Genomic DNA, 22,271 nt, shown 5'->3' on the forward strand with positions numbered 1-22,271 from the left:
AGGAAGCTCGTCGTGAGCAGCAGGCCATCCCGAGGCGCTGCTCGCCTCGCAGCAATACTCGACGCTCTTCCGGACGCGCTGTTGCTCGTCAACGCCAACGGCACGGTCGTGAACGCGAATTCGATCGCCCTCGAGGTCATGGAGAGCCCCGGTACCGGGCTCGTCGGCCGCGGCGTGCTCGACCTCCTGCCCGAATTCGACTCCAAGCTGATCCCCGGCTCCATGCGCCGGCCCGGTGAGGACGAAGGCGGCCGGGCCCGGCCCAAGCGGATGGTCGCGCGCCGCACCGACGGCAGCGAGTTCCCCGTAGAGGTCACCGCTGCCCATCTCGACGGCCGCGACGCCTACCGCGAGCCGCAGCCCTCCTACACCGGCGACGAGCTGCTGATGCTCGTCGTCCGGGACCTCTCGCAGACGGTGGACACCGAGGCCGAGCTGGCCCGCTCCCAGCGCCAGACCGAGATGATCCTGCGTGCCGCCGCGGAGGGCGTCGTCGGCACGGACACCGACGGCCGGGTCGTGCTGGTCAATCCGGCCGCCGCCCAGATCCTCGGCTACCGCGCCACCGACCTCGGCAACCGCGAGCTGCACGGCCTGGTCCAGCACTCGCGCGCCGACGGCTCCCCGTTCCCCTTCGAGGAGTCCCCGCTCGCCGACACGCTGCGCAGCGGCCGCAAGCACCGGGTACGCGGCCAGGTGCTGTGGAACAAGGCCGGCCAGCCCGTCGCCGTGGACCTGACGACCTCGCCCGTCCGGGACGGGGAGCAGCTCGTCGGCGCCGTCATGACCTTCACCGACCGGCGCTCCTACGACGCGCTGGCCGCGCGCCACGCCCAGCTGCTGGCCGTCCTCGGCGACTCCCTGCGCGGACCCCTGGAGGAGCTGCGCGGTGAACTGGCCACCCTGGCCGCCGACGACGCCGGACAGCTGTGGCCCGAGGCCAACCAGCTGCTGCACCACCTGGCCGCCGGCTACTCCCGGATGACCACGCTCGTCGACAACGTGCTCGGCTTCCAGCTCCTCGACTCCGGCACCGACAAGCTCACCAAGAAGAAGGTCCTGATCGACGGGGTCGTCGCGGCCGGCGTCGACGGAGCCGTCGAGCTGATCGGCCCCGGGCGGGCCCAGTTCGCGGTACACGCCCCGACCATCGAGGCCGAGGTCGACGCCGAACGGATCGCGACCGCCCTCGCGCACCTGGTCGCGGACGTCGCCGGGGTGGACGCCACCGGCAAGACCCGCCAGGGCAGCGGGTACATGGATTCGACGATCGTGGTGGCCGCCGCGCAGCGCGGTGACGTCGTACGCATCGAGGTGCGCGGCCCGTACGAGGGCGGGAACCCGGTGCACGAACCGATCGTGCGGGGCATCGTGGCCGCGCACGGCGGTGTGCTGCAGACGGTCGAGGTGCCGGGCGCGCCCGGCGGGGCGTACGTGCTGGAGCTGCCGCTGGGCGCGGGAGCCGGGACGGTCACCCTGCCCGAGCCTGCGGCGGCTCCGGCGCAGGAGCCCGGGACCGAGGGCGGACCGGGGCAGGTCTCCGGCGGCCGACGGGCCCGGCGCGGCGTGGACGCCTTCCTCGACGACGCGGACCCGGCCCCCGAACCGGGTACGGGCGCGGCCCCCGGCTCGGGTCTGGCCAAGGCGGATCCGGCGGCCGACGGCGGGAGCGCGCTCGCGCTGCCGTCCGGTCGGCGCCGGGGCGGCGAGGCCGGTCCCGGCGACGGCGGTCCCGCGGAGCTCGCGCAGTCCCCGGTGAACCCCGCCGGCCTGGGCGGATCCGGCACCGGGCGGCGCCGCGGCCAGAACGGTGACGGCAGCGGCAACGGCCAAGTCCAGGTTCGTGGTGGCGGCGCCGACGGCGGTCCCGGGCAGCCCGTGCCCCCGCAGGGCACCGCCGTGCCCGCGCTCCCGCCCATGCCGGTGGGCCCCATGCCCGTGCCGCCGGTTCCCGTACTGCCGGTTCCGCTGACCGAGCACCCCGCCGGGCGGCGGCGTGCCTTGGGCGCGGCAGGACCGGCGCAGCCCGGGGGTCCGGTTCCGGCGGCCGGGCTCACCGCTCCCGTTCCGCAGCGGCCCATCGCCCCCGAGGGCGGCTTCGCGCTGCCCGCCGGCCCGACTCCGGGCCCGGCGGCGCAGCCGCAGGGTCCGGCCGCGGCCGGACCCGCCCCCGCTCCCGGTGAGGCCGACGGCGAAGCCGCGGGCGGGCGTCGTGGGCGCCGGGTGCTGGGCGCGCCGCCCGCCGAGGCCGAAGCCCCCGCCGGGCTGCCCGACGCGGGCGCGCAGGGCCCCGTAGACCCCGAGACGCACCCGACCGGGCGGCGTCGGGCGCTGCCCGCCACCCCGGCCTGGCCGGTTCCCTCGGCGCGCACCGCTCCGGAGGACGAGGCCGACGGGCAGATCGCCCTACCCGGGGCACGGCAGCCGCAGGACTCCCCGGCGGAGCCCGGAGCGCCCATCAGCGTGCGCGCGCTCGGCACCCTCGGCCAGGGCAGTTCGACCGACACCAACGGCTCCGGCCGCCGGCGCCGCCTCGCGGAGCCCGCACCCCAGGGCCGCGCCTTCGCCATAGGGGCCCCCGAGGCGGGCTCCGCCGAGGGCCCCGAGCCGCTGGACGGACCCGGCGGCGCCGTCGAGGTGGTCAACCGGCCCGTGCCGCGTCCCGTGGACGACGAGTTGCCGCCCGAGCCGCTGGACAACCCGCGCCGGCTCCTGGTCTGGCCCGCTCCCGACGTGCAGACGCAGGCCGCGCTCAGCGACCGCGGCTACCGCCCGGTGATCGTGCATTCCCGCGAGGAGGTCGACGCGCAGATCGCCGCGTTCCCGGCGGCCCTGTTCGTGGACCCGCTGACCGGGCCCATCACCCGGACCGCCCTGCAGTCGCTGCGCCAGGCCGCGGTGGCCGCCGAGGTACCGGTACTGGTCACGGCCGGGCTGGGGCACGCCACGCGCGAAGCCGCGTACGGCGCCGATCCCGCGGTCCTGCTCAAGGCGCTCGCGCCGCGCGACAGCGACCAGCACCCCTCGCGGGTCCTGCTGATCGAGGAGCACGACGAGATCGCGACGGCGCTGACCGCCGCCCTGGAACGGCGCGGCATGCAGGTCGCGCGGGCGGACGCCGACACGGACGCCGTGGAGCTCGCGACCCGGATGCGGCCCAACCTGGTGGTGATGGACCTGATGCAGGTGCGCCGCCGGCGGGCCGGGATCGTGGACTGGCTGCGTGCCAACGGACGCCTGAACCACACCCCGCTGGTCGTCTACACGGCCACCGGGATCGACGCGGCCGAACTGCCGCGGCTGGCCTCGGGCGAGAGCGTGCTCTTCCTCGCCGAGCGGTCCACCACACCCGATGTACAGGGCCGCATCGTGGACCTGCTGGCCAAGATCGGCACCAACTAGTCATCCTGGCCGCATGGCCGTCACCGACACGACTGAGCAGCCCGTCCCGGCAGACAACGGGGAGGTCAGCCTGCTGATCGCCCGGCAGGTGGAACCGGGGCACGAGGAGAATTTCGAAGCCTGGGCCCACGGCATCCTGGAGACGGCCGCGACCTTCCCCGACCACCTCGGGTACGGGCTGTTCCGACCGGCCGTGGCGGGCGGGCCGTGGTTCCTGGTGCACCGCTTCCGCGATCAGGCGGCCTTCCAGCGCTGGCAGGACTCCCGGGAGCGGGCCGCGTGGTTCTCGAACTGCCTCGGCCACCACCACACCGAGATAGCCCGGCGCGAACTGCACGGCATGGAGACCTGGTTCGCGAAACCGGGTACGGCCCGGCCCGCGCCGCCGCGCTGGAAGATGGCGGTGAGCTCGGGGCTGGCCATCTTCCCGATCTCGCTCGCGGGCAACGCGCTGCTCGGGCCGTACCTGGTGAACCTGCACTTCGTACTGCGCACGGCCGCCTGCGCCGTCGTCTTCAGCACCCTGATGACCTACGTGGCCATGCCCGCGATCAGCAAGATGCTGCGGCCCTGGCTCACGCGGGGCCAATAGCCCCCGGGGGACTCAGTCGAGCTTGGTGACGTCGAGGGCGCCGTCCGCGTACTGCTTGCGGATCACCTTCTTGTCGAACTTGCCGACGCTCGTCTTCGGCACCGCCCCGACGACCGCCCAGCGCTCCGGCAGCTGCCACTTGGCGATCGACCGGCCGAGGAAGGCCCGAAGTCCCGCGTAGTCCACGGAGGCGCCCTCCTTCAGGACGACGGTGGCCAGCGGACGCTCGCCCCACTTCTCGTCGGGTACCGCGACGACCGCCGCCTCGGCGACCTCCGGGTGGGCCATCAGCGCGTTCTCCAGCTCCATGCTGGAGATCCACTCGCCGCCGGACTTGATGACGTCCTTGGACCGGTCGGTGAGGGTGAGGTAGCCGTCGGGGGTGATCACGCCGACATCGCCGGTCTTGAGCCAGCCGTCCGCGCTGAACTTGTCCTCGGGGCTGGACGGCTCGCCGGACGCACCGCCGTAGTAGGCGCCCGCGATCCATGTGCCGCGGACCTCCAGCTCGCCCGCCGACTCGCCGTCCCAGGGCAGGACGTCGCCTCCCGGACCGACCAGCCGCGGCTCGACACCCGTCGGGAAGCGGCCCTGGGTGAGGCGGTACGGCCACTCCTCCTCGGCGCTCAGCCCCGCCGGCGGGTGCGCCATCGTGCCCAGCGGGGAGGTCTCGGTCATGCCCCAGGCGTGGCAGACCCGGACGCCCAGCTTGTCGTACGCCTCCATGAGGGAGGGCGGACAGGCGGAGCCGCCGATGGTGACCTGCTTCATCGAGCTGATGTCGCGCGGGTGGGCGGTGACCTCGGCGAGCAGTCCCTGCCAGATGGTGGGGACGGCCGCCGCGTGCGAGGGCTTCTCCCGCTCGATCATCTCGGCGAGCGGGGCGGCCTGCAGGAAGCGGTCGGGCATCAGCATGTTGATGCCGGTCATGAAGGTGGCGTGCGGCAGGCCCCAGGCGTTGACGTGGAACTGGGGGACGACGACGAGGGTGGTGTCCTTGTCGGTCAAACCCATCGACTCGGCCATGTTGACCTGCATCGAGTGCAGGTAGATCGAGCGGTGCGAGTAGACGACGCCCTTGGGGTCCCCGGTGGTGCCGGAGGTGTAGCACATGGCCGCGGCCTGGCGCTCGTCCAGCTCGGGCCAGGCGTAGGTGTCGGGGCGGCCCGCCAGGAGCTCCTCGTACTCGTGCACGCGCACGCCGAGTCCGTCCAGCGCGGAGCGGTCGCCGATGCCCGCGACGACGACGTGCTCGATGGTCGGGAGGTGCGGCAGCAGCGGCGCGAGCAGCGGCAGCAGGGTGCCGTTGACCAGGACGACCCGGTCGGCGGCGTGGTTGACGATGAAGACCAGCTGCTCGGGAGGGAGCCGCAGGTTCAGCGTGTGCAGGACGGCCCCCATGGAGGGGATCGCGAAGTACGCCTCGACGTGCTCGGCGTTGTTCCACATGAGGGTCGCGACGCGGTCGTCCTGCCGGACTCCGAGCTCGTCGCGCAGGGCGTTGGCCAGGCGGGTGGCGCGCAGGCCGATCTCGGCGAAGGTGCGCCGGTGCGGCTCGGGTTCTCCCGTCCAGGTCGTGACCTGGGACTTCCCGTGGATCGTCATCCCGTGCTGCAGTATGCGGGTGACGAGGAGTGGTACGTCCTGCATGGTGCTCAGCAAAGCGTCCTCCCGGTGAGCGCTGCGGCGCTGCGGCGGCTACGGATGCTGCCGATTCTGCGCACGTACCGGTCGGCATGTCACTACCCAGCGGTAGAAACGGGGCCAGAAAAACGGAAGGCACGGGACGCTCCGCGCCGGCGCTCGGTGCCCGTCGGCGTGCTCGTCGATGTGCTCGTCGATGTGCTCGTCGATGTTTCACGTGAAACATCGACCGGGTGACGTCAGCGTTTCACGTGAAACATCACGACGGCGGCATCAGCGGACCGGGGTCAGCTCCGGGTCCTCCCGGAGCTTGACCAGCGCCCGCGAGACGGCGCTCTTGACCGTGCCGACGGAGACGCCGAGCAGTTCGGCGGTCTGAACCTCGCTCAAGTCCTCGTAATAGCGCAGGACGACCATCGCCCGCTGCCGGTCGGGCAGCCTGGTCACCGCGCGCCACATCGCGTCGCGCAGGGCCTGCGCCTCGGCGGGGTCGGCGGCAGGCGGCTCGTCGGCCTCGGGGAGCTCGTCACAGACGAACTCGTCCACCTTGCGCTTGCGCCACTGGCTGGTGCGGGTGTTGACCAGGGCCCGCCGGACGTAGCCGTCCAGGGCGCGGTGGTCCTCGATGCGGTCCCACGCGACATAGGTCTTGGCCAGCGCGGTCTGGAGGAGGTCCTCGGCGTCGCAGGGGTTGGCGGTGAGCGACCGCGCGGTCCGCATCAGGACCGTGCCGCGGGTCCGGACGTACGCCGAGAACGACGGGTAGGGCGTCGGATTCGAGGCGAGCGTGCACACAGGCGTGGTCATGACTCCACGCTAGGAGCGAGCCGGCGTCGTGGGATCGGCCGCAAGTGCCGAAGAGGGGTCCGCCTCAGGTTGTAGGGGTGGGGCTGGCCCCACCTCCTGTAGGTGGAGGAGGTGGGGCTTCCGTAAGGACGTTCCTGTGGGTCGGGTCAGCCGTCCGCGCCGAGGATCAGACCGGAGGTCGGGACCCCGGTGCCGGCCGTGACCAGGGCGAGCGCGGCGCCGTCGACCTGGTTCACGGAGGTGCCGCGGAGCTGACGGACCGCCTCGGCGATGCCGTTCATGCCGTGCAGGTACGCCTCCCCGAGCTGGCCGCCGTGGGTGTTGAGCGGCAGCGCGTCCGCCGCCACGAAGTCGGCGGCCTCCCCCGGCGCGCAGAAGCCGAACTCCTCCAGTTGCATCAACACGAACGGCGTGAAGTGGTCGTAGAGGATGCCGACGTCGATGTCCGAGGGCCGCAGGCCGCTCGTCCGCCACAGCTGGCGGGCGACCACGTCCATCTCGGGAAGCCCGGTGAGGCCGTCGCGGTAGAAGGAGGTCATGCCCTCCTGGCGGCGCCCCGCGCCCTGCGCGGCGGCGGTGATCAGGGTCGGCTTCTGGCGCAGGTCCCGGGCCCGCTCGGCGGTCGTGACGACGATGGCCTGGCCGCCGTCCGTCTCCTGGCAGCAGTCCAGCAGCCGCAACGGCTCCACGATCCAGCGCGAGGCGGCGTGGTCGGCGAGGGTGATGGGCTTGCCGTGGAAGTAGGCGGCCGGATTGTTCGCGGCGTGCCGGCGGTCGGTGACCGCGACGTGGCCGAAGGCCTCGGGGGTCAGGTTGTAGGTGTGCAGGTAGCGCTGGGCCGTCATGGCCACCCAGGAGGCCGGCGTGAGCAGACCCCAGGGCAGCGACCAGCCGAGCGCCGCGCCTTCCGCCGAGGGTTCGCGTTGCTGGACGCCCGAGCCGAAGCGGCGGCCGGAGCGCTCGTTGAACGCCCGGTAGCAGACGACGACCTCCGCGACACCGGTGGCCACGGCGAGGGCTGCCTGCTGGACGGTGGCGCAGGCGGCACCGCCCCCGTAGTGGATGCGGGAGAAGAAGGACAGGTCGCCTATGCCTGCCGCCTGGGCGACGGTGATCTCGGGGCTGGTGTCCATCGTGAAGGTGACCATGCCGTCGACGTCGGCGGGGGTGAGCCCGGCGTCGTCGAGGGCGGCGTGCACGGCTTCGACGGCCAGCTTGAGCTCGCTGCGGCCGGAGTCCTTGGAGAACTCGGTGGCGCCGATGCCGGCGATGGCGGCGCGGCCGCCGAGCTCGTCGCGGGTGCGGACGCTCATGCGGCGGCCTCCGGGGTGCCCAGGGTCACGGTGACCGTGCCGGTGACGTGGTGGCCGATGCCGTTGGCTCCGACCACGCGGATCTCGGCGGTGTTCCCGTCGAGGGCGGTGACGGTTCCGGTCAGCGTCATGGTGTCGCCGGGGTAGTTGGGGGCGCCGAGGCGGATGGCCACCTTGCGCAGCACGGTGGCCGGGCCCAGGTGGTCGGTGATGTACCGGCCGACGAGGCCGTTGGTCGTCAGGATGTTCATGAAGACGTCGGGGGAGCCCTTCTCCCTCGCCAGCGCCGCGTCGTGGTGCACGTCCTGGTAGTCGCGGGAGGCGATCGCGCCCGCGACGATCAGGGTGCGGGTGACCGCTATCTCCAGCGGCGGCAGTGTGTCGCCGATGTTCATGCCTGCTCCTCTTCCGCTCCGCCTGCCGACATTGCCGCGCCCGGAGCGCCCGGAGCCCCCGGAGTTCCCGCTGCCCCCGGAGTGCCCGCCGAGAGGTGCGCGCCCAGCTCGTCCAGCAGTTCGCTGCCGCAGCCCAGGTACGCGTCCAGCTGGCGCCCCCACAGGAAGTGCCGGTGGACGGGATGGTCGAGATCGGCGCCCATCCCGCCGTGCAGGTGCTGCCCGGCGTGGACGACCCGCTTGCCCGCCTCCGAGGCCCACCATGCCGCCGTCAGCACGTGGTCGTCCGCCGGGAGCCCCTCGTCGACGCGCCAGGCCGCCTCGTACGCGGTGACCCGTATCGCCTCGGTGTCCATGTACGCGTCGGCCGCGCGCAGCATGACCCCCTGGTTCGTGGAGAGCGGCCGGCCGAACTGCTCGCGAGTGCAGGTGTACTCGACGGCGCGGGCCAGCGAGCCCGCGCAGACGCCCGCCTGGAGACCGGCGAAGGCGGTGCGGGCGACGGCCAGCACGTCCGCGGAGGCACCCCGCGCACCGATCCGTTCCGCCTGGGCCCCGGTCAGGGTCAGACTCCCGGCGGACCAGGGCGCGGTGGTCTCCACCGGCGAGGTGAGCACCCCCGGCGCGTCCGTCCGTACGAGCCACAGGGCCCCGGCTGTGTCCGGGACCAAGACGTGCGTGGCCTCGCGCAGCCAGGGGACGGCCGGAGCGCTCCCGGTGAGGCGGCCGTCGGCCGACGCCGTGATCCGGCCGCGGTCCGGGAAGGCTCCGGTGGCGACCGCGTCGCCGGAGCCCAGCGCGGGCAGTAGCCGGGCGCGCTGCTCGGCGCTGCCGTGACGGGCCAGCGCGAGGACCCCGTACACGCACGTGGCGGCGTACGGGACCTGCGCGGTGGTGCGGCCCTGCTCCTCCAGCAGGAGCACCAGGCCGAGCAGGCCGACGTCCTCGACCGCGGCGATCAGGCCGGCGGTGGTGAGGGCCTTCCACAGCTCGGCGTCACCGCCGGTGCCCGCGGCGGCGAGGCGGTCGTGGGTGGCGAGGTCGCCGAAGATCTGCGCGGCGAGCCCGGCCGCGGCGGCCTGTTCATCGGTGGGACGGAAGTCCATCAGCCCTCACTCCCCCGGAAGACGGGCAGTTCGAGTTCCTCGTCCACGCGCAGGAACTCCAGTTGGACGGGCAGTCCGATGCGGACCTTGTCGTACGGGACGCCGGTGATGTTGCTGACCATCCGGACGCCTTCGGCGAGCTCGACGAGCGCGACGGCGTACGGCGGGTCGAAGGCCGGGAAGGGCGGGTGGTGCATGACGACGTAGCTGAAGACGGTCCCCGCGCCGGACGCCTCGACGGTGTCCCACTGCGGGCTCGCGCAGGCGTTGCAGCCGGGCAGCCACGGGAAGCGGAGCGTCGCGCAGGCCGTGCAGCGCTGGATCAGCAGCTTGTGTTCGCCCACTCCGTCCCAGAAGCCCTGGTTGTCGCGGTTGACGACGGGGCGGGGGCGCTGGGCCGCCTTCTTCGGGGGCCGGGCCGGCTGGGCGGGCTTCTGCGCCGCCGGGGCGTACTTGAGGATCCGGAAGCGGTGCGTCCCGGCGAGTTCGCCGTTCGCGCGGACGTCCATGCGGGTGGTCACGAAGTGGCCGGTGCCCAGCTTGGTCATCTTGCGCGGCGACACGGACTCGATGACGGCGTCGAAGGTGATCGCGTCGCCGGGACGCAGCGGACGCAGGTACTCCTGCTCGCAGTCGGTGGCCACGACGGAGGTGCAGCCCGCGCCGTCGAGCAGCGCGAGGAGCTCGTCGTAGCCGCCGGAACGCTCGCCGTGACCGGAGAGTCCGCCCATCGTCCAGGCCTGGAGCATGGTGGGCGGGGCGATGGCGTCCGGCCCGGTGTAGGCGGGGTTGGTGTCGCCCATCGCCTCGCACCAGTGGCGGATCATCGGCTCGTTGACCACGTCCTTGCCCTGTCCGGCGGTGGCGGCGGGCTGCCCTTCGAAGGCTGTGAGCAGCGCGTGGAACCGGGCTGCGGCCACGGCCTCGGCCGCCGCGGCCGTGGCTGCTTCGACCGGCGCGGCCGTGGCTCCTTCGGCCGGCGCGGCCGTGGCTGCTTCGGCCGGCTCCGCCGTGGCTGCTCCGTCCGTGGCGGTCATCGCTTCCTCCCCTTCATGCCGAGCCGCATCATCGCGACGATCTCCCGCTGGACCTCGCTGACGCCGCCGCCGAAGGTGTTGATCTGGGCTGCCCGGTTCATCCGCTCCAGCTCGCCGCCGGCGAAGGCCCCGGTCCCCGGCCCCCGTACGAGCGCCTCCTCCCCCACCACCTCCTGGCAGATCCGGTACACCTCGACGGTGGACTCGGTGCCCAGGAACTTCACGCCGCTCGCGTCTCCCGGCGCCAGGGTGCCGGCGCCGACATCCTGGACGAGGCGCCAGTTGAGGAGACGGACGGCGGCGAGGCGCGCGTGCGCCTCGGCGAGCCTGGACCGCACCCAGGGGCGGTCGGCCGGGCGCTCGCCGGTGACCGGGTCGGGGGTGCGGGCGTGGCCGAGCGCGACCTCGTAGAAATCCTCGGCCTGCATGCCGATGGCGGCGAGGGCGACGCGCTCGTGGTTGAGCTGGTTGGTGATCAGGCCCCAGCCGCCGTGTTCGGGGCCGACGAGATGGCCGGCCGGTACGCGGATGGAGTCGTAGTAGGTGGCGGTCGTGGTCAGGCCGCCGACCGTCTCGATCGGGGTCCACGCGAAACCGGGGTCGTCGGTGGGCACCAGGATGATGGAGATGCCCTTGTGCTTGGGGGCATCCGGGGCGGTGCGGCAGGCGAGCCAGATCCAGTCGGCGTTCTGGGCGTTCGAGGTGAAGATCTTCTGTCCGTCGATCAGCCAGTCCTGGCCGTCCCTCACGGCTTTGGTACGGAGGGAGGCGAGGTCGGTGCCCGCTTCGGGCTCCGAGTAACCGATGGCGAAGACGAGTTCGCCCTTGAGGATGCGGGGCAGGAAGTAGTCCTTCTGCTCCTGCGTGCCGTACTTCATCAGGGTCGGGCCGACGGTGTTGAGCGTGACCATGGAGACGGGGGCTCCGGCCCGGTAGGCCTCGTCGAAGAACACGAACTGCTCGTCGGGGCCGCGGCCCTGACCTCCGTACTCGACGGGCCAGCCGAGGCCGAGCAGTCCGTCGGCGCCGATGCGGCGCAGTAGTGCGCGTTGCGCGGCGGGGTCCTCGGGCAACCCGTCCGGCAGCAGATTTCCGAAGTACTCACGCAGTTCGGCGCGGAGCCGCAACTGGCCTTCGGTCGGAGCGAGGTGCACGGCGCTGGCCTCCCGGCATCACATCATCGAGTAAACCTGACTGTCCGTCAGATTCCTGGTGGATGTCAAGGCCGGGGCGCGGTGACGGGCAGCGGGAGACACCCGAGGGCGCCTGCGCTACCGGACCCCAGCCGGTCCGGTCGCGCGGGCGCCCTCCACAGTCGGTGCGGCTTGAGCCGCGGTCACCACCAGGGGTGGAGGTTCACCGCGACATTGGAGTTGTGCTGTTCGATCGCGATCGCGATCGCGGTGAGGGCCGAGCCGTTGACCTGCGCGGTGTTGTTCCGATGGACGCGCCGGAGCCGGTGGCCACCTGCTGCGAGGTGGAGGAGTTGCCGAGGTCGGCGCCGCCTACGCCGCTGCCGATGACGCCGATGACGCCGGCGACGCTCGTATTCGATCCGCCGTTCGCGAAGGAGTCGTCGTCGGCCGCGGCCACGCCTCCGCAGAGCGCGACGGCGAGGGGCAGAGCAGCGAACCACCGCCCCGCAAGAGGCGAAGCGTTCCGCCAAACCGCCCCCGCCCCGCTCACACCCCGGGCACACCCTGGGCACGCCCCGGGCACGCCGAAAAGAGCCGCGCCGTCCGGGAACCCCAAGGTCTCCCGGGCCTGCGGCCCTGCCATACCAAGCTTCACGCCCCCTGCACGCCCCCGGCGCCTGCCGGGGCCATCCCACTGCGCCCCGCTCCGGGGCACCCATGCGGCGCGATCCGCGGTCGCGGCCTTCACACACCGACCGACCGGGCTCCAGCGCCTGCTGTCCTGCTGTCCTGTTCCTGTTGTCCTGTTCGAAAGTCCGCGGCTCGTACGACCTCGTGAGCCCCGGTCCAGCACGGCCTCGTAAGCCCGCGTCCTCTACTGCCTCGTAAGCCCGCGTTCTCAGCGGCTCGTGGATCCATGTCCGCAACTGCTCGTAAGTGCGTGTCCGCAACTGCCTCGTAGCGCGAGTCCCTCAAGGGCGGCTACGCGGCGAGTGCCATCTCCCGGCGGGCGGCTGCGACACGGCCCGCGGCGGCGAGTACGGCCGCACGGCCGCCGCTCTCGGCGGCACCGGAGGCGAGTCCGGAAGCGGACCCGAGGTCGGTCCCGAGGTCGGTCCCGAAGCCGGTCCCGAAGTCGCTCCCGGCAGCAAGGGCGGCGGCGGTGGTCGAGCGGCGGACGGTCGGGGTCTTGCCGTGCGCCTCGGCGCGGATGCGCTGCTTGATGGTGGGCGGGAGCGAGCCGCCCCGCATCATCGCCCGCCAGGTCCGCCGGGCCATGAAGGCGGGCCGGGCCGCGGGGGCCGCGGGGACGGTCGAGGCGGAGGAGGGGGAGGCGGCGGCCGGAGCGGCCTTGCCGACGAGGCCGAGGCCGAGGCCTGCGAAGAAGGCAACGAGCGCTGCGAGGAAGGTGGTCCAGATCGACGTGGTGGTGCTGCGGTGAGCCATGACGGGTCCCTCATTTCGCGATGTTCCGACGGGCGGATCTGAATACATTCGTCATGATGCGAGCGCAACCGGAACGACTCCATGCCCCGCGCCGATCTTCCGACAAACACCACCCAAAGGGACCAATAGCCTGGTTTTCGCCCCTGGTAGACCCCTCACGAGGAGGGCGGGGCGGAGCCCGAAATCCCTTCGCGCACCCTCCTCCGGTCGGGAACACTGCCGGGCATGGGGACGGACATCTACGGGTTCATCGAGTGCCGCTGGGATCGCTGGCTGGACGAGGACGACCGCAGCTGGAACAAGGCGGCCGACATCGACCACCTCTACAACGGCCGGTCCTACCTCGCCTTCGGGTCCCTGTTCGGCGTGCGCGACACCGGGTCCTTCCGCCCGCTCGCCGATCTCCGCGGCCTGCCCTCGGACGCGTCGCCGGAGAGTCGCTCCACCGTCGAGTCGCTGGGCCCCGACTCGCGCGGCGCGTCCTGGATCACCTGGGCGGAACTGATGGCCGCGGACTGGGACGAGGTCGCGAACGAGGTCGACGACAGTGTCCACGAGTACCGCCGGGGCCCCGACGGCGCCTGGGAGCTGTGGGGCCAGAACACCAGCCTCACCCGCTTCGCCGAGCTCTCGGGAATCACCGATCCCCGTGTTCTCCACCGGGCGGGCCGCGCCCATCCCGAGGGCACCGAGTGGCCGGACGGCGACCGCGTCTTCCGCATCGGGCGCCTCACCCGCAGACAGGCCGTGCCCGACAGCGACTGGGGCGCCCTCTGGTCGGTCATGCGCACACTGGCGGGCCTGCACGGCGACGAGGGCGTCCGCCTGGTCGTCTGGTTCGGCTGACCCCTGCCCCGCGTGTTGGCGGCGGGCCGCGCGAAGGCCCACGACGAAGGGGCGCCCCTGACCCGGGACACCCCTTCTGACCTGCACATACTCTGACCTGGCGGTGGGTGTGGGATTTGAACCCACGGTGACTCGCGCCACGACGGTTTTCAAGACCGTTCCCTTAGGCCGCTCGGGCAACCCACCTGGCGGGTACAGAGTACCGGGCGGTGGCGGTGTGCGGCGCTGGGGAATTCGGGGAGGTCAGGCGGTCTGGGCCTTGTCGTACGCGGCTTTCGCCTCGTTGCCGAAGTACGGGCCGTACATGCGGTTGGGCAGGAAGGTGTAGCCGAAGCTGTTCACCGAGGCCTGCGTGCCCAGACCCGTGGCCTCGTTGAAGTCCTGGAACCAGGGGCCGCCGCTCGAGCCGCCGGTCATGTTGCAGGACATGCCGTGGTCCTTGGTCAGCAAGAAGTCCTTGCCGGTGTTGCCGCTGCAGTAGACGAGCTTGGTGCCGTCGTACGGCGCTGCCGCGGGGAAGCCGAAGGAGTACATCTTCTTGTTGTAGCCGCCGTTGAACACGATGCCCTGGGCGCCGACGACCTGGCTGAGCTTCTGGCCGTTCAGCGGGGCGACGACCGCGAGGCCGACGTCCATGTTCATGTCCTCACTGGCCGCCCACTGGTCGGTGGCGAAGGTCTTGGTGGCCGACCACTGGCCGTAGGGCGCGTTGCCGTTGTCGTACGCCGGGACGAAGACCCAGTTGGTGTGCCAGGTCCCCTGGTACTTCACGCAGTGGCCGGCGGTGATCACCGTGCTGCCGTTGGCACTGGTGATCGAGTCACCGGAGCAGGAGGCGGTGCGGTCGCCGAAGGTGAAGAAGACCCGGCCCGAGGTTTTGACGACCGCCCCGCCGCCCGTCCAGGCGCCGCCCGCCTGCGGGAACGCCGTGGGGGAGGCGCTCGCCGGCGTCGGGGCGATCGTCGTGGCGCGGGCCGCGGCGGTGGGTGCACGGCGACCGGTGCCCGGAGCCGCCGTGATGTCCAGCGGGGTGGCGGCCCGCATGCGCTCCGCGGTCCAGAATCCCTGGGTCTGGTGCTGCCGGAACGAGGACGGGCTCTCCCCGGAGGTCGAGGCGGTGACCGAGCCGGTGACCGAAGCGGAGGCCGAAGCGGAGGCCGAGGCCGAGGTCGACGTCAGGGCGCCCGCGATCAGGACGCCCGCCGCGAGTAGGACCGATACGGCTGTGCGATGACGATTCACGCAATGACTCCTTCTGCCGTGCCCGGATGAAGAGTGGTCGGTGCGGATCGGGGGCAGAGTGGCACGCCGGAGATGAGATGTCAGGCAGCAGTCGGAACGTTCGGTCGGTTCCGGCCAGGATTTGGCCAACTCCGTTCCGTTCAGCGCTCACGCGGTGAGCATGACCCCCGCGTACGAGGCTCCGGCCACCATGATCCAGGCCCCGAGGCCCAGGAGGGCGGCCCGGCCGCCGGTACGGGACAGGGTGGGCAGGTGGACCGCGCTGCCCAAGCCGAACAGGGCGGCGGCCAGCAGCAGTTCCTGCGCCGTGTGCGCCCATTCCAGGGCGGCGTCGGGCAGTACCCCCGTGGCGCGCAGCGCGGCCGCCGCGAGGAAGCCGGCCACGAACAGCGGCACCGGGGCGGGCCTGCGGCCCGAGGCCGTGCGCACCCCGCGCCGGCGGGCCCGTACCGAGAAGGCCACCGCGGCCACGAGGGGGGCCAGCAGGGCCACCCGCATCAGCTTGACCAACACCGCTTCGCCGAGAGCTCCCGGGCCGGCCGTCTGGGCGGTCGCCACCACCTGGCCGACGTCGTGGACGCTCGCTCCCACCCAGCGGCCGAACTCCGGGTCGGAGAGGCCCAACGGGGACTGCAGGAGCGGGAGTACCGCGATGGCGAGGGTGCCGCACAGGGTGACCAGGGCGACCGAGGAGGCCACGTCCTCCTCGTCGCTGCCGGACACTTCGCTCACCGCACCGATGGCCGAGGCGCCGCAGATCGAGTAGCCGGTGGCGATCAGCAGTGGCTGGTCACCCGGGAGTCCGAGCCTGCGGCCGAGCCAGAGGGTGCCGAAGAAGGTGGCCGCCACCACGCCGGCCACCATCGCCACCGTGGCCCAGCCCAGGCGGAGCACCTCGTCCAGCCCCAGGGCCAGGCCCAGCAGGACGATGCCGATCCGCATCAGCCGTCTCCCGGCCAGCGAGAGGCCCGGGCGCGCGGTTCCGCGTACGAAGCCCCGTAGCCGGGGGAGGTGCGACGCGGTGATGCCGAGCACCACCGCGGCCGTCAGCATCGGCACGCCCGGCACCAGCCGGTGCAGCGACCAGGCCACCAGCACTCCGGCCGCGGCGAGGCCCAACCCGGGCCACGGTGACGATGTTTCACGTGAAACAACGCGCGGACCGGGCGGTCCCGCCGCCCTCACCGGGCGGTTCAGCAGGGCCATCAGTCGGAGGTGAGCGTGTAGACACGGCGGACGCTGCTGCCCAGGCGGGCGACGTCGGCGCCGTATACGTGGAGGGATATCGCCTTCGTGGCACAGGAGTTGCGGACCTTGTGGATGTCCCCGGGCGGGGCGAAGCCGCAGACGTCGCCTACGCCGTTGACCACCTGCTCGGTCGCCACCAGCCGGGCGTCCCCGGTCGACGTGGCGGGGGCGAGGCGGTAGCGGAGCTCACTCTCCTCGCCCTCGTGGACCCCGGCCACGCACCACGAGACGTGGTCGTGGATGGCGGTCTCCTGCCCCGGCAGCCACACCAGGGCGACCACCGAGAAGCTGCCGTCCGGCTCCGCGTGCAGGATGTGCTGCCGGTAGCGGTCGGCGTGGCCCTCGCGCTGCCCGGCGGTGAGCAGTCCGGGCAGACCCAGGTGCGGCGCGAGGCGCTCGCCGACCAAGTAGGCGGTGAGGTCCGGGGCGAGCCCCCGGTTCACGACCGTGCGGATCTCACTGACGAGGGCGGCCATCCTCGCGGTCGTGCGGGCCGGCGTGGTGGTGGTCATACCCGGAGCGTCGGGGAGCCGATCCATCACGTCCAACGACAGTTCCGAGCTGAAATCCCTAGATCCGCTTATGGGTTGACGGGGCTGCGGGGCCGGATCCCGGTGGCCCGCTCAGCAGCCGACCCGGTTCGACGCGGCCCGCCGCAGGGCTTCGAGCACCACCGCCGTCGCCGGGATCCGCGCGTGGTCGCGGTAGACGTACGCGGCGATGTGGCGGCGTGCGGCCGGCTCCAGGACCCGGCCGCACGCCTTGCTCAGGGACAGCGACGGCAGCACCAGCGCGGGCATCATGGCGACGCCCAGGCCCTGCGCGACCAGACTCTGCACCACCAGGTTGTCGTCGGTGGCGAACCGGATGTCGGGGACGAAGCCCAGTTCCGCGCACTCGTGCAGGAGGTTGGCCCGACAGCGCGGGCAGCCCGCGATCCACCGCTCCTCGGAGAGGTCCGCGAGGTGCACGGCCCGCCGCCGGGCCAGCGGGTGGCCCGTCGGCAGCAGCACCGTCAGCTGGTCCTCCAGCAGCTTGACCTCGGAGACCTCCTCGGGGACCGCCTCGTGCAGCCCGGGATAGGTGAAGGCCAGGGTGATGTCGCACTCGCCGCGCTCCAGCCTGCGCAGGGAGTCCGGCGGTTCCTGCTCCAGCAGTTCGACCTGGATGCCCGGGTGGTCCTTCGCGAGGCTGCTCAGGGCTTCCGGGACGAGGGTGACGTTGGCGCTGGGGAAGCCGCACAGCCGGACGCGGCCGGTACGCAGCCGGGCGTACGCCTTGAGCTGTGCCTCGGCGGCGGAGAGGCTGCCGAGGATGGACTCGGCGTGCCGGGCCATGGACTCCCCGGCTTCGGTGAGCTGCATGCGGCGCCCGACGCGGGTGAACAGCGGGGTGCCGGCGGCGCGTTCGAGCGCCTTCATCTGCTGGGTGACCGCGGGCTGGGTGTACCCCAGGACACGGGCGGCGGCCGAGTAGGACCCGGAGGCGACCACCTCGTGGAACGTCCGTATGTGCCGAGTATCGAACACGCCCGAAGCATAAGCGGATGTTGGGAGGGGCCGTAGGCGTAATTTCGCCTACGGCCCCTCCCAACAAGCCAGTCGCGTCCTCGATCGGCTGCCTACTTGTCGCCGACCTGCGAGCCGAGGGTGATGTCCACCGTGGTCGGCTTGCCGCCGCGCAGGTAGGTCAGTTTCACCGTGTCACCCGGCTTGTACGTCCAGATCTCACTGATCAGGGTCGGGCCGCTGTCGATCGTCTTGTCGCCGAGCTGGGTGATGATGTCGCCGGGCTTCAGACCCGCCTTGGCCGCCGGGCCGTTCGGGTCGACCAGCACGTCGGGGGACGCGCCCGTCTCGGAGATCTTCGCGCCGTCGGTCTTGGCCGTGAGGTCCACGGAGACCTTGATCACCGGGTAGACCGGCTTGCCCGTCTTGATCAGCGATTCCGCGACGTTCTTCGCCTGGTTGATCGGGATGGCGAAACCGAGGCCGATGGAGCCGGCCTGGCCGCCGCCGAAGCCGCCGTTGCCCGCCGACTGGATCGCGGAGTTGATCCCGATGACCGCGCCGCGGCCGTCGAGCAGCGGACCGCCGGAGTTGCCCGGGTTGATCGAGGCGTCCGTCTGCAGCGCGCTCATGTACGAGTTCTTGCCGCCGGAGCCGTCACCGGAGGCGACGGGGCGGTTCTTGGCGCTGACGATGCCGGTGGTGACCGTGTTGGACAGGCCGAACGGGGCGCCGATCGCGATGGTCGAGTCGCCTACGGCGACCTTGTCGGAGTCGCCGAGCGGCAGCGGCTTGAGCCCGGACGGCGGGGTCTTCAGCTTGATGACGGCGACGTCGTACCCCTGGGCCCGGCCGACGACCTCGGCCTCGTACTTCTTGCCGTCCGAGAACGTCGCGCTGAGCTTGCCGCCGTTGGCCGCGGAGGCGACGACGTGGTTGTTGGTGAGGATGTGGCCCTGCTGGTCGTAGACGAAGCCGGTGCCGGTGCCGCCCTCGCCGTCACCGGCCGAGCCCGAGGCCTCGATGGTGACGACGCTCGGCAGTGCTCCGGCGGCCAGGCCCGCGACGGAGGCCGAGTCCCGCTTGAGGTCCTTGGGGGTGGCGGCGCTGACCGTGGTCGAGCCGGAGCCGTTGGCGCTGCGTTCCGCTGCCCAGTAGCCGACGCCGCCGCCGACGCCGCCGGCGACGAGGGCCGCCGCGAGCACGCCCGCGATCAGGCCGCCCTTGCCCTTCGGCTTGGGCTGCGGGGCGCCTTCGGTGCCCAGGGGCGTGCCCCAGCCGCCGCCCTGACCGCCGCCGGTCCCGTACGCGGGCGCCTCGGGCGGCGGGGGAGGCCAGCCCTCGGCGCCGTGCGCCTGCGGCTGGGGTGCGGAGTGCTGCGTCTGGGCGTAGGCCGGTGCGGCGGGCGGTACCGGGGACTCGGCGTACGCCGGAGCGGCCGGGGCCGTGGCCGCGGGCTGCGCGGCCGTGGTGTGGGGGAGCTGCTGGGTCGGCTCGGCGCCGGGCGTCGGCGGCAGCTGCTGGGTCACCGGCTCGGCGGAGGCGGGCACGGCATCCACGGGAGCGGCCACCGGGGGTGCGGGCGGGGCCGCGGGGGGCGTCGGGGCCGCGGTGCCCTCGTTCTCGGTGCTCACAGCGCTCTCTCCTCGTCACACACGGCTTCAGAAATACTGGCGATCGGTCCGACTGAACGTTCGACGTGGCGCACAAGTTCCTGGGCAAAGCTTTCCCCATGACCCGTCAGAGCACTGTAAGCCGGACCTGTGCGTCTCCCCCTATCCTTTATCTCCGACATTTCAGGCGCATCCTCAGAAGCGCCCACCGGACGCCCCCGACATCCGGAGCCCTCTCGGTGGCACCATGACCCGGTGACCCACGCAACGCCGCGCCCCATCCAGGTCGTCGCCCACCGCGGCGCCTCGGAGGATGCCCCCGAGCACACCCTGGCCGCCTACCGGAAGGCCATCGAGGACGGGGCGGACGCCCTCGAATGCGATGTCCGGCTCACGGCCGACGGCCATCTGGTCCTGGTCCACGACCGCCGGGTGAACCGGACGTCCAACGGCCGCGGCGCGGTCTCCGCCCTGGAGCTCGCCGATCTCGCCGCCCTCGACTTCGGCTCCTGGAAGGACCGGGAGGAGTCCCCCGACTGGGACGCCGACCCCGAGCGGACCTCCGTACTCACCCTGGAACGGCTGCTGGAACTGGTCGCCGACTCCGGGCGCCCCGTGCAGCTGGCGATCGAGACGAAGCACCCGACCCGCTGGGCCGGACAGGTGGAGGAGCGGCTGCTCTTCCTCCTCAAGCGCTTCGGCCTCGACGCACCGCCCGCCGGGGGACCGCACCCGGTCAGGGTGATGAGCTTCTCCGCGCGCTCCCTGCACCGGATGCGTGCGGCCGCGCCGACGGTTCCGACCGTGTACCTGATGCAGTTCGTCTCACCCCGGATGCGGGACGGGCGACTGCCGGCCGGGGTGCGGATCGCGGGGCCGGGGATGCGGATCGTGCGCGCCAATCCGGGCTTCATCCGAAAGCTTCAAGCCGCGGGCCATCCCGTGCACGTATGGACAGTGAACGATCCGGAAGATGTTCAGCTCTGCGCTGATCTAGGCGTAGAAGCGATCATCACGAACAGACCTCGACAGGTTCTGTCACAACTAGGACGCTGACGCCCCGTTTTGCCCTCCCGCCCCACAGGACCCGGGCGTCACGGGGTGTGCACCGGCGCATCCGCTCCGCATTCGGCCGTCGTCAATGCGCCAGAGGGCCCCGCTTGGGCGGTTTCCGGTCCAGGCCATTGGGGCATCCAGACCATGCGTGGGGCTAAGGAGGTTCCGGGGGTGGCGTTGATGGTGGCACAAGAAGTGCCCACGTCGTCGTGCATGGATGTACGCCATGGTCCTGCGGGAGTGGGCGAGGCGAGGCACCGGATGCGCGAGCAGTTGCGTATCGGCGGAGTGTCCGAATCGGTCGTGGACGATGCCGTACTGATCCTTTCCGAACTGCTCAGCAATGCCTGCCGGCACGGCAGACCGCTGGGCGCGCGGGACATCGGTGACGGAGGGATACGCGCGTCGTGGCGCGTCGACACGGCGGGGCGGCTGACGGTCGAGGTCACGGACGGCGGCGGGCCCACCCGCCCGGTCCCGGCCACACCCTCGGTCACCGCGCGGGGCGGGCGGGGGCTGAACATCATCAGCGCCCTGGCCCTGGACTGGGGTGTCCGGGACGGAGCGGCGGGTGAGGTCACCGTGTGGGTGATCGTGGCCTGCGGGGCCCGGCACGATGATTTCGCTACGCGCGTCGCGCCCCCGGCGATCGACTTCGTCTCGGCCTTCGACGACCTGGATCCCTGACCCCGATCCCCGGCCACGCGAGAGCAGATGGCGGCCGTCCGGGAGCGCACGCCGACCGTGCTCCCGGCCGCACCCCACCGGCTGCGGCGGTACGAACGGCTAGGCTCGCGCCCAGAGACCTACGCCGTACCGCCGCAACCGGGAGACACCCACGATGGCCAAGAAGCGCCCCGCAGCGAAGACCGCAAAGCCGCAGCTCAACAACGGTGAGATCCCGGTGGTGGGCGCTCGCGAGCCCTGCCCCTGCGGATCGGGGCGCCGCTACAAGGCCTGCCACGGCGCCGCCGCCGCGCACGCCGTCACCGAGCACGTGCGGCGCCCCTTCGAGGGCCTGCCCGGCGAGTGCGACTGGGTGGCGCTGCGCGAGCTCGTCCCCGCAGCCACCGTGCCGCTGACCCTCAAGGGTGCTCTGCCCGAGGGCGTTCCCTCCGTCACGCTGGTGACCGTGCTCCCGCTGGCCTCGCCGGCGCTGCGCCGCGAGGACGGCTCCGTCCTGCTCGGACTGCAGAACGACTCGAGCACCGGTGACCTCTCCCGCGACATGGCCGACACCCTGGAGCGCGCGCTCGCCGCCGAGCCGGGCACCGTCATCGAGGCCCGCCGGGTCCCGGCCGAGGGCCCGCGGCTCCAGGACCTGCTGTCCGCGGACGGCGTTTTCGAGCCGGTTGTTCACAGTGGGTTCGAATTCTGGATTCCCGAAGCGGAGAACGCCCAGACCGCCTCGCCGGAGATCGCCGCCTCCCTGGAGCGCGCCAACTCGGCCGCCATCCCGACCGTCAAGCTGACCGGCGTGGACGCCGCTTACTGGTGCGAGACCCCGGACAAGAACCACCTGCGCTGGGTCATGCCGCACCCCGAGGAGAAGCTGCTCGACGCGCTCGCCCGGCTGCACGCGGCCGGCACCTCCTCGCTCGGCGAGGGCACCAAGCTCGTCGGTTCCTTCCGCGCGCACGGCCTGATGGTTCCCGTGTGGGACCTGCCCACCGGTGTCACGGCGGACGACGTCGAGAAGCCCGCGGCCGAGCTCGCGGAGCGGCTGGCCGTCGCCCTCGCCACGGACGCGCCGCTGACCACGGAGGAGCGCCGGGCGCGCGGCGGCCTCACCAACCGTCAGGTGACGCTCAGCTGACCGGGGGCCGGGGGCCGTGCGCGACCCCCGGCCGCGGGAGGGCCACAGGTGCCCGGTTGCCGGT

The 22,271-nt window shown here is 72.4% G+C and carries 19 protein-coding genes, 1 tRNA gene and 2 pseudogenes; 7 read left to right on the plus strand and 15 right to left on the minus strand.

Annotation, left to right across the window (positions count from 1 at the left end; all coding sequences use genetic code 11):
* The first annotated feature begins 12 nt into the window (after positions 1-12).
* Positions 13-3,402, plus strand: coding sequence for a PAS domain-containing protein (locus ACFWBY_RS26165; protein ID WP_385333241.1), 3,390 nt, complete (start codon positions 13-15; stop codon positions 3,400-3,402).
* A 13-nt stretch (positions 3,403-3,415) separates the two neighbouring features.
* Positions 3,416-3,994: an antibiotic biosynthesis monooxygenase gene (locus ACFWBY_RS26170; protein ID WP_385333243.1), complete on the plus strand. Its 579-nt coding sequence runs from the start codon at positions 3,416-3,418 to the stop codon at positions 3,992-3,994.
* Between the two features lie 12 nt (positions 3,995-4,006).
* Here the strand turns inward: ACFWBY_RS26170 and ACFWBY_RS26175 are convergent, their stop codons facing one another.
* The gene (locus ACFWBY_RS26175) at positions 4,007-5,656 is read right to left on the minus strand and encodes a long-chain fatty acid--CoA ligase (protein WP_385333245.1); all 1,650 of its coding nucleotides are present in this window, start codon (positions 5,654-5,656) and stop codon (positions 4,007-4,009) included.
* Here ACFWBY_RS26175 and ACFWBY_RS26180 point away from each other — a divergent pair.
* On the plus strand, positions 5,603-5,875 hold the full coding sequence (locus ACFWBY_RS26180; protein WP_385333467.1) for a hypothetical protein: 273 nt from the start codon (positions 5,603-5,605) through the stop codon (positions 5,873-5,875). The genes ACFWBY_RS26175 and ACFWBY_RS26180 overlap by 54 nt on opposite strands.
* A gap of 36 nt (positions 5,876-5,911) precedes the next feature.
* Here ACFWBY_RS26180 and ACFWBY_RS26185 read toward each other — a convergent pair whose 3' ends face one another.
* From ACFWBY_RS26185 to ACFWBY_RS26220, 8 genes and pseudogenes are all read right to left on the minus strand, one after another.
* The gene (locus ACFWBY_RS26185; protein ID WP_385333248.1) at positions 5,912-6,445 is read right to left on the minus strand and encodes a SigE family RNA polymerase sigma factor; all 534 of its coding nucleotides are present in this window, start codon (positions 6,443-6,445) and stop codon (positions 5,912-5,914) included.
* 146 nt (positions 6,446-6,591) lie between these two features.
* Positions 6,592-7,758 carry a lipid-transfer protein gene (locus tag ACFWBY_RS26190; RefSeq protein WP_385333250.1) on the minus strand — a complete coding sequence of 389 codons (1,167 nt, stop codon included), beginning with the start codon at positions 7,756-7,758 and terminating at the stop codon, positions 6,592-6,594.
* The gene (locus tag ACFWBY_RS26195; protein WP_385333252.1) at positions 7,755-8,153 is read right to left on the minus strand and encodes an acyl dehydratase; all 399 of its coding nucleotides are present in this window, start codon (positions 8,151-8,153) and stop codon (positions 7,755-7,757) included. The genes ACFWBY_RS26190 and ACFWBY_RS26195 overlap by 4 nt, the downstream gene beginning before the upstream one ends.
* On the minus strand, positions 8,150-9,259 hold the full coding sequence (locus ACFWBY_RS26200) for an acyl-CoA dehydrogenase family protein (protein ID WP_385333255.1): 1,110 nt from the start codon (positions 9,257-9,259) through the stop codon (positions 8,150-8,152). The genes ACFWBY_RS26195 and ACFWBY_RS26200 overlap by 4 nt, the downstream gene beginning before the upstream one ends.
* Positions 9,259-10,296, minus strand: a complete 1,038-nt coding sequence (locus tag ACFWBY_RS26205; RefSeq protein WP_385333258.1) for a bifunctional MaoC family dehydratase N-terminal/OB-fold nucleic acid binding domain-containing protein — start codon at positions 10,294-10,296, stop codon at positions 9,259-9,261. Before ACFWBY_RS26205 ends, ACFWBY_RS26200 begins: the two co-directional genes overlap by 1 nt.
* A complete protein-coding gene (locus ACFWBY_RS26210) occupies positions 10,293-11,450 on the minus strand; it encodes an acyl-CoA dehydrogenase family protein (protein ID WP_385333260.1) in 1,158 nt (385 codons plus the stop codon). Before ACFWBY_RS26210 ends, ACFWBY_RS26205 begins: the two co-directional genes overlap by 4 nt.
* Before the next feature lie 182 nt (positions 11,451-11,632).
* Positions 11,633-11,982: pseudogene (locus ACFWBY_RS26215) on the minus strand (hypothetical protein).
* A gap of 431 nt (positions 11,983-12,413) precedes the next feature.
* Positions 12,414-12,878, minus strand: a complete 465-nt coding sequence (locus ACFWBY_RS26220) for a DUF6344 domain-containing protein (protein WP_385333263.1) — start codon at positions 12,876-12,878, stop codon at positions 12,414-12,416.
* Positions 12,879-13,103: 225 nt separating this feature from the next.
* Here ACFWBY_RS26220 and ACFWBY_RS26225 point away from each other — a divergent pair, with 225 nt between their 5' ends.
* The gene (locus ACFWBY_RS26225) at positions 13,104-13,724 is read left to right on the plus strand and encodes a hypothetical protein (RefSeq protein WP_385333266.1); all 621 of its coding nucleotides are present in this window, start codon (positions 13,104-13,106) and stop codon (positions 13,722-13,724) included.
* Positions 13,725-13,822: 98 nt separating this feature from the next.
* Here the strand turns inward: ACFWBY_RS26225 and ACFWBY_RS26230 are convergent.
* The 6 genes from ACFWBY_RS26230 to ACFWBY_RS26255 form a co-directional block, all read right to left on the minus strand.
* Positions 13,823-13,910, minus strand: a tRNA-Ser gene (locus ACFWBY_RS26230).
* Between the two features lie 57 nt (positions 13,911-13,967).
* Entirely contained in the window at positions 13,968-14,966 is a 999-nt protein-coding gene (locus ACFWBY_RS26235) for a trypsin-like serine peptidase (protein ID WP_385333269.1), read from the minus strand.
* Between the two features lie 147 nt (positions 14,967-15,113).
* The gene (locus tag ACFWBY_RS26240; RefSeq protein ID WP_385333272.1) at positions 15,114-16,172 is read right to left on the minus strand and encodes a YeiH family protein; all 1,059 of its coding nucleotides are present in this window, start codon (positions 16,170-16,172) and stop codon (positions 15,114-15,116) included.
* Positions 16,172-16,726 (minus strand): cysteine dioxygenase, encoded by a 555-nt coding sequence (locus ACFWBY_RS26245; RefSeq protein ID WP_385333275.1) that lies wholly within the window; start codon positions 16,724-16,726, stop codon positions 16,172-16,174. The genes ACFWBY_RS26240 and ACFWBY_RS26245 overlap by 1 nt, the downstream gene beginning before the upstream one ends.
* 111 nt (positions 16,727-16,837) lie before the next feature.
* Positions 16,838-17,743, minus strand: a complete 906-nt coding sequence (locus ACFWBY_RS26250) for a LysR family transcriptional regulator (protein WP_385333277.1) — start codon at positions 17,741-17,743, stop codon at positions 16,838-16,840.
* Positions 17,744-17,835: 92 nt separating this feature from the next.
* Positions 17,836-19,356 carry a S1C family serine protease gene (locus tag ACFWBY_RS26255; protein WP_385333280.1) on the minus strand — a complete coding sequence of 507 codons (1,521 nt, stop codon included), beginning with the start codon at positions 19,354-19,356 and terminating at the stop codon, positions 17,836-17,838.
* 234 nt (positions 19,357-19,590) lie between these two features.
* Here ACFWBY_RS26255 and ACFWBY_RS26260 point away from each other — a divergent pair, with 234 nt between their 5' ends.
* From ACFWBY_RS26260 to ACFWBY_RS26270, 3 genes and pseudogenes are all read left to right on the plus strand, one after another.
* A complete protein-coding gene (locus tag ACFWBY_RS26260) occupies positions 19,591-20,391 on the plus strand; it encodes a glycerophosphodiester phosphodiesterase (protein WP_385333283.1) in 801 nt (266 codons plus the stop codon).
* 85 nt (positions 20,392-20,476) lie between these two features.
* Positions 20,477-21,078 (plus strand): annotated as a pseudogene (locus ACFWBY_RS26265) (ATP-binding protein).
* Between the two features lie 154 nt (positions 21,079-21,232).
* On the plus strand, positions 21,233-22,207 hold the full coding sequence (locus ACFWBY_RS26270) for a DUF5926 family protein (RefSeq protein WP_385333285.1): 975 nt from the start codon (positions 21,233-21,235) through the stop codon (positions 22,205-22,207).
* Positions 22,208-22,271 lie beyond the last annotated feature (64 nt).

This window comes from Streptomyces sp. NPDC060049 (genome assembly GCF_042736715.1).
Lineage (GTDB): Bacteria > Actinomycetota > Actinomycetes > Streptomycetales > Streptomycetaceae > Streptomyces.

What these genes read in the sequence shown, in the direction of transcription:
- ACFWBY_RS26170 (WP_385333243.1), top strand. Translation starts at nt 3,416, where the DNA reads ATGGCCGTCACCGACACGACTGAGCAGCCCGTCCCGGCAGACAACGGG.
- ACFWBY_RS26185 (WP_385333248.1), bottom strand. Translation starts at nt 6,445, where the DNA reads ATGACCACGCCTGTGTGCACGCTCGCCTCGAATCCGACGCCCTACCCG.
- ACFWBY_RS26190 (WP_385333250.1), bottom strand. Translation starts at nt 7,758, where the DNA reads ATGAGCGTCCGCACCCGCGACGAGCTCGGCGGCCGCGCCGCCATCGCC.
- ACFWBY_RS26195 (WP_385333252.1), bottom strand. Translation starts at nt 8,153, where the DNA reads ATGAACATCGGCGACACACTGCCGCCGCTGGAGATAGCGGTCACCCGC.
- ACFWBY_RS26200 (WP_385333255.1), bottom strand. Translation starts at nt 9,259, where the DNA reads ATGGACTTCCGTCCCACCGATGAACAGGCCGCCGCGGCCGGGCTCGCC.
- ACFWBY_RS26205 (WP_385333258.1), bottom strand. Translation starts at nt 10,296, where the DNA reads ATGACCGCCACGGACGGAGCAGCCACGGCGGAGCCGGCCGAAGCAGCC.
- ACFWBY_RS26220 (WP_385333263.1), bottom strand. Translation starts at nt 12,878, where the DNA reads ATGGCTCACCGCAGCACCACCACGTCGATCTGGACCACCTTCCTCGCA.
- ACFWBY_RS26225 (WP_385333266.1), top strand. Translation starts at nt 13,104, where the DNA reads ATGGGGACGGACATCTACGGGTTCATCGAGTGCCGCTGGGATCGCTGG.
- ACFWBY_RS26240 (WP_385333272.1), bottom strand. Translation starts at nt 16,172, where the DNA reads ATGGCCCTGCTGAACCGCCCGGTGAGGGCGGCGGGACCGCCCGGTCCG.
- ACFWBY_RS26245 (WP_385333275.1), bottom strand. Translation starts at nt 16,726, where the DNA reads ATGACCACCACCACGCCGGCCCGCACGACCGCGAGGATGGCCGCCCTC.
- ACFWBY_RS26270 (WP_385333285.1), top strand. Translation starts at nt 21,233, where the DNA reads ATGGCCAAGAAGCGCCCCGCAGCGAAGACCGCAAAGCCGCAGCTCAAC.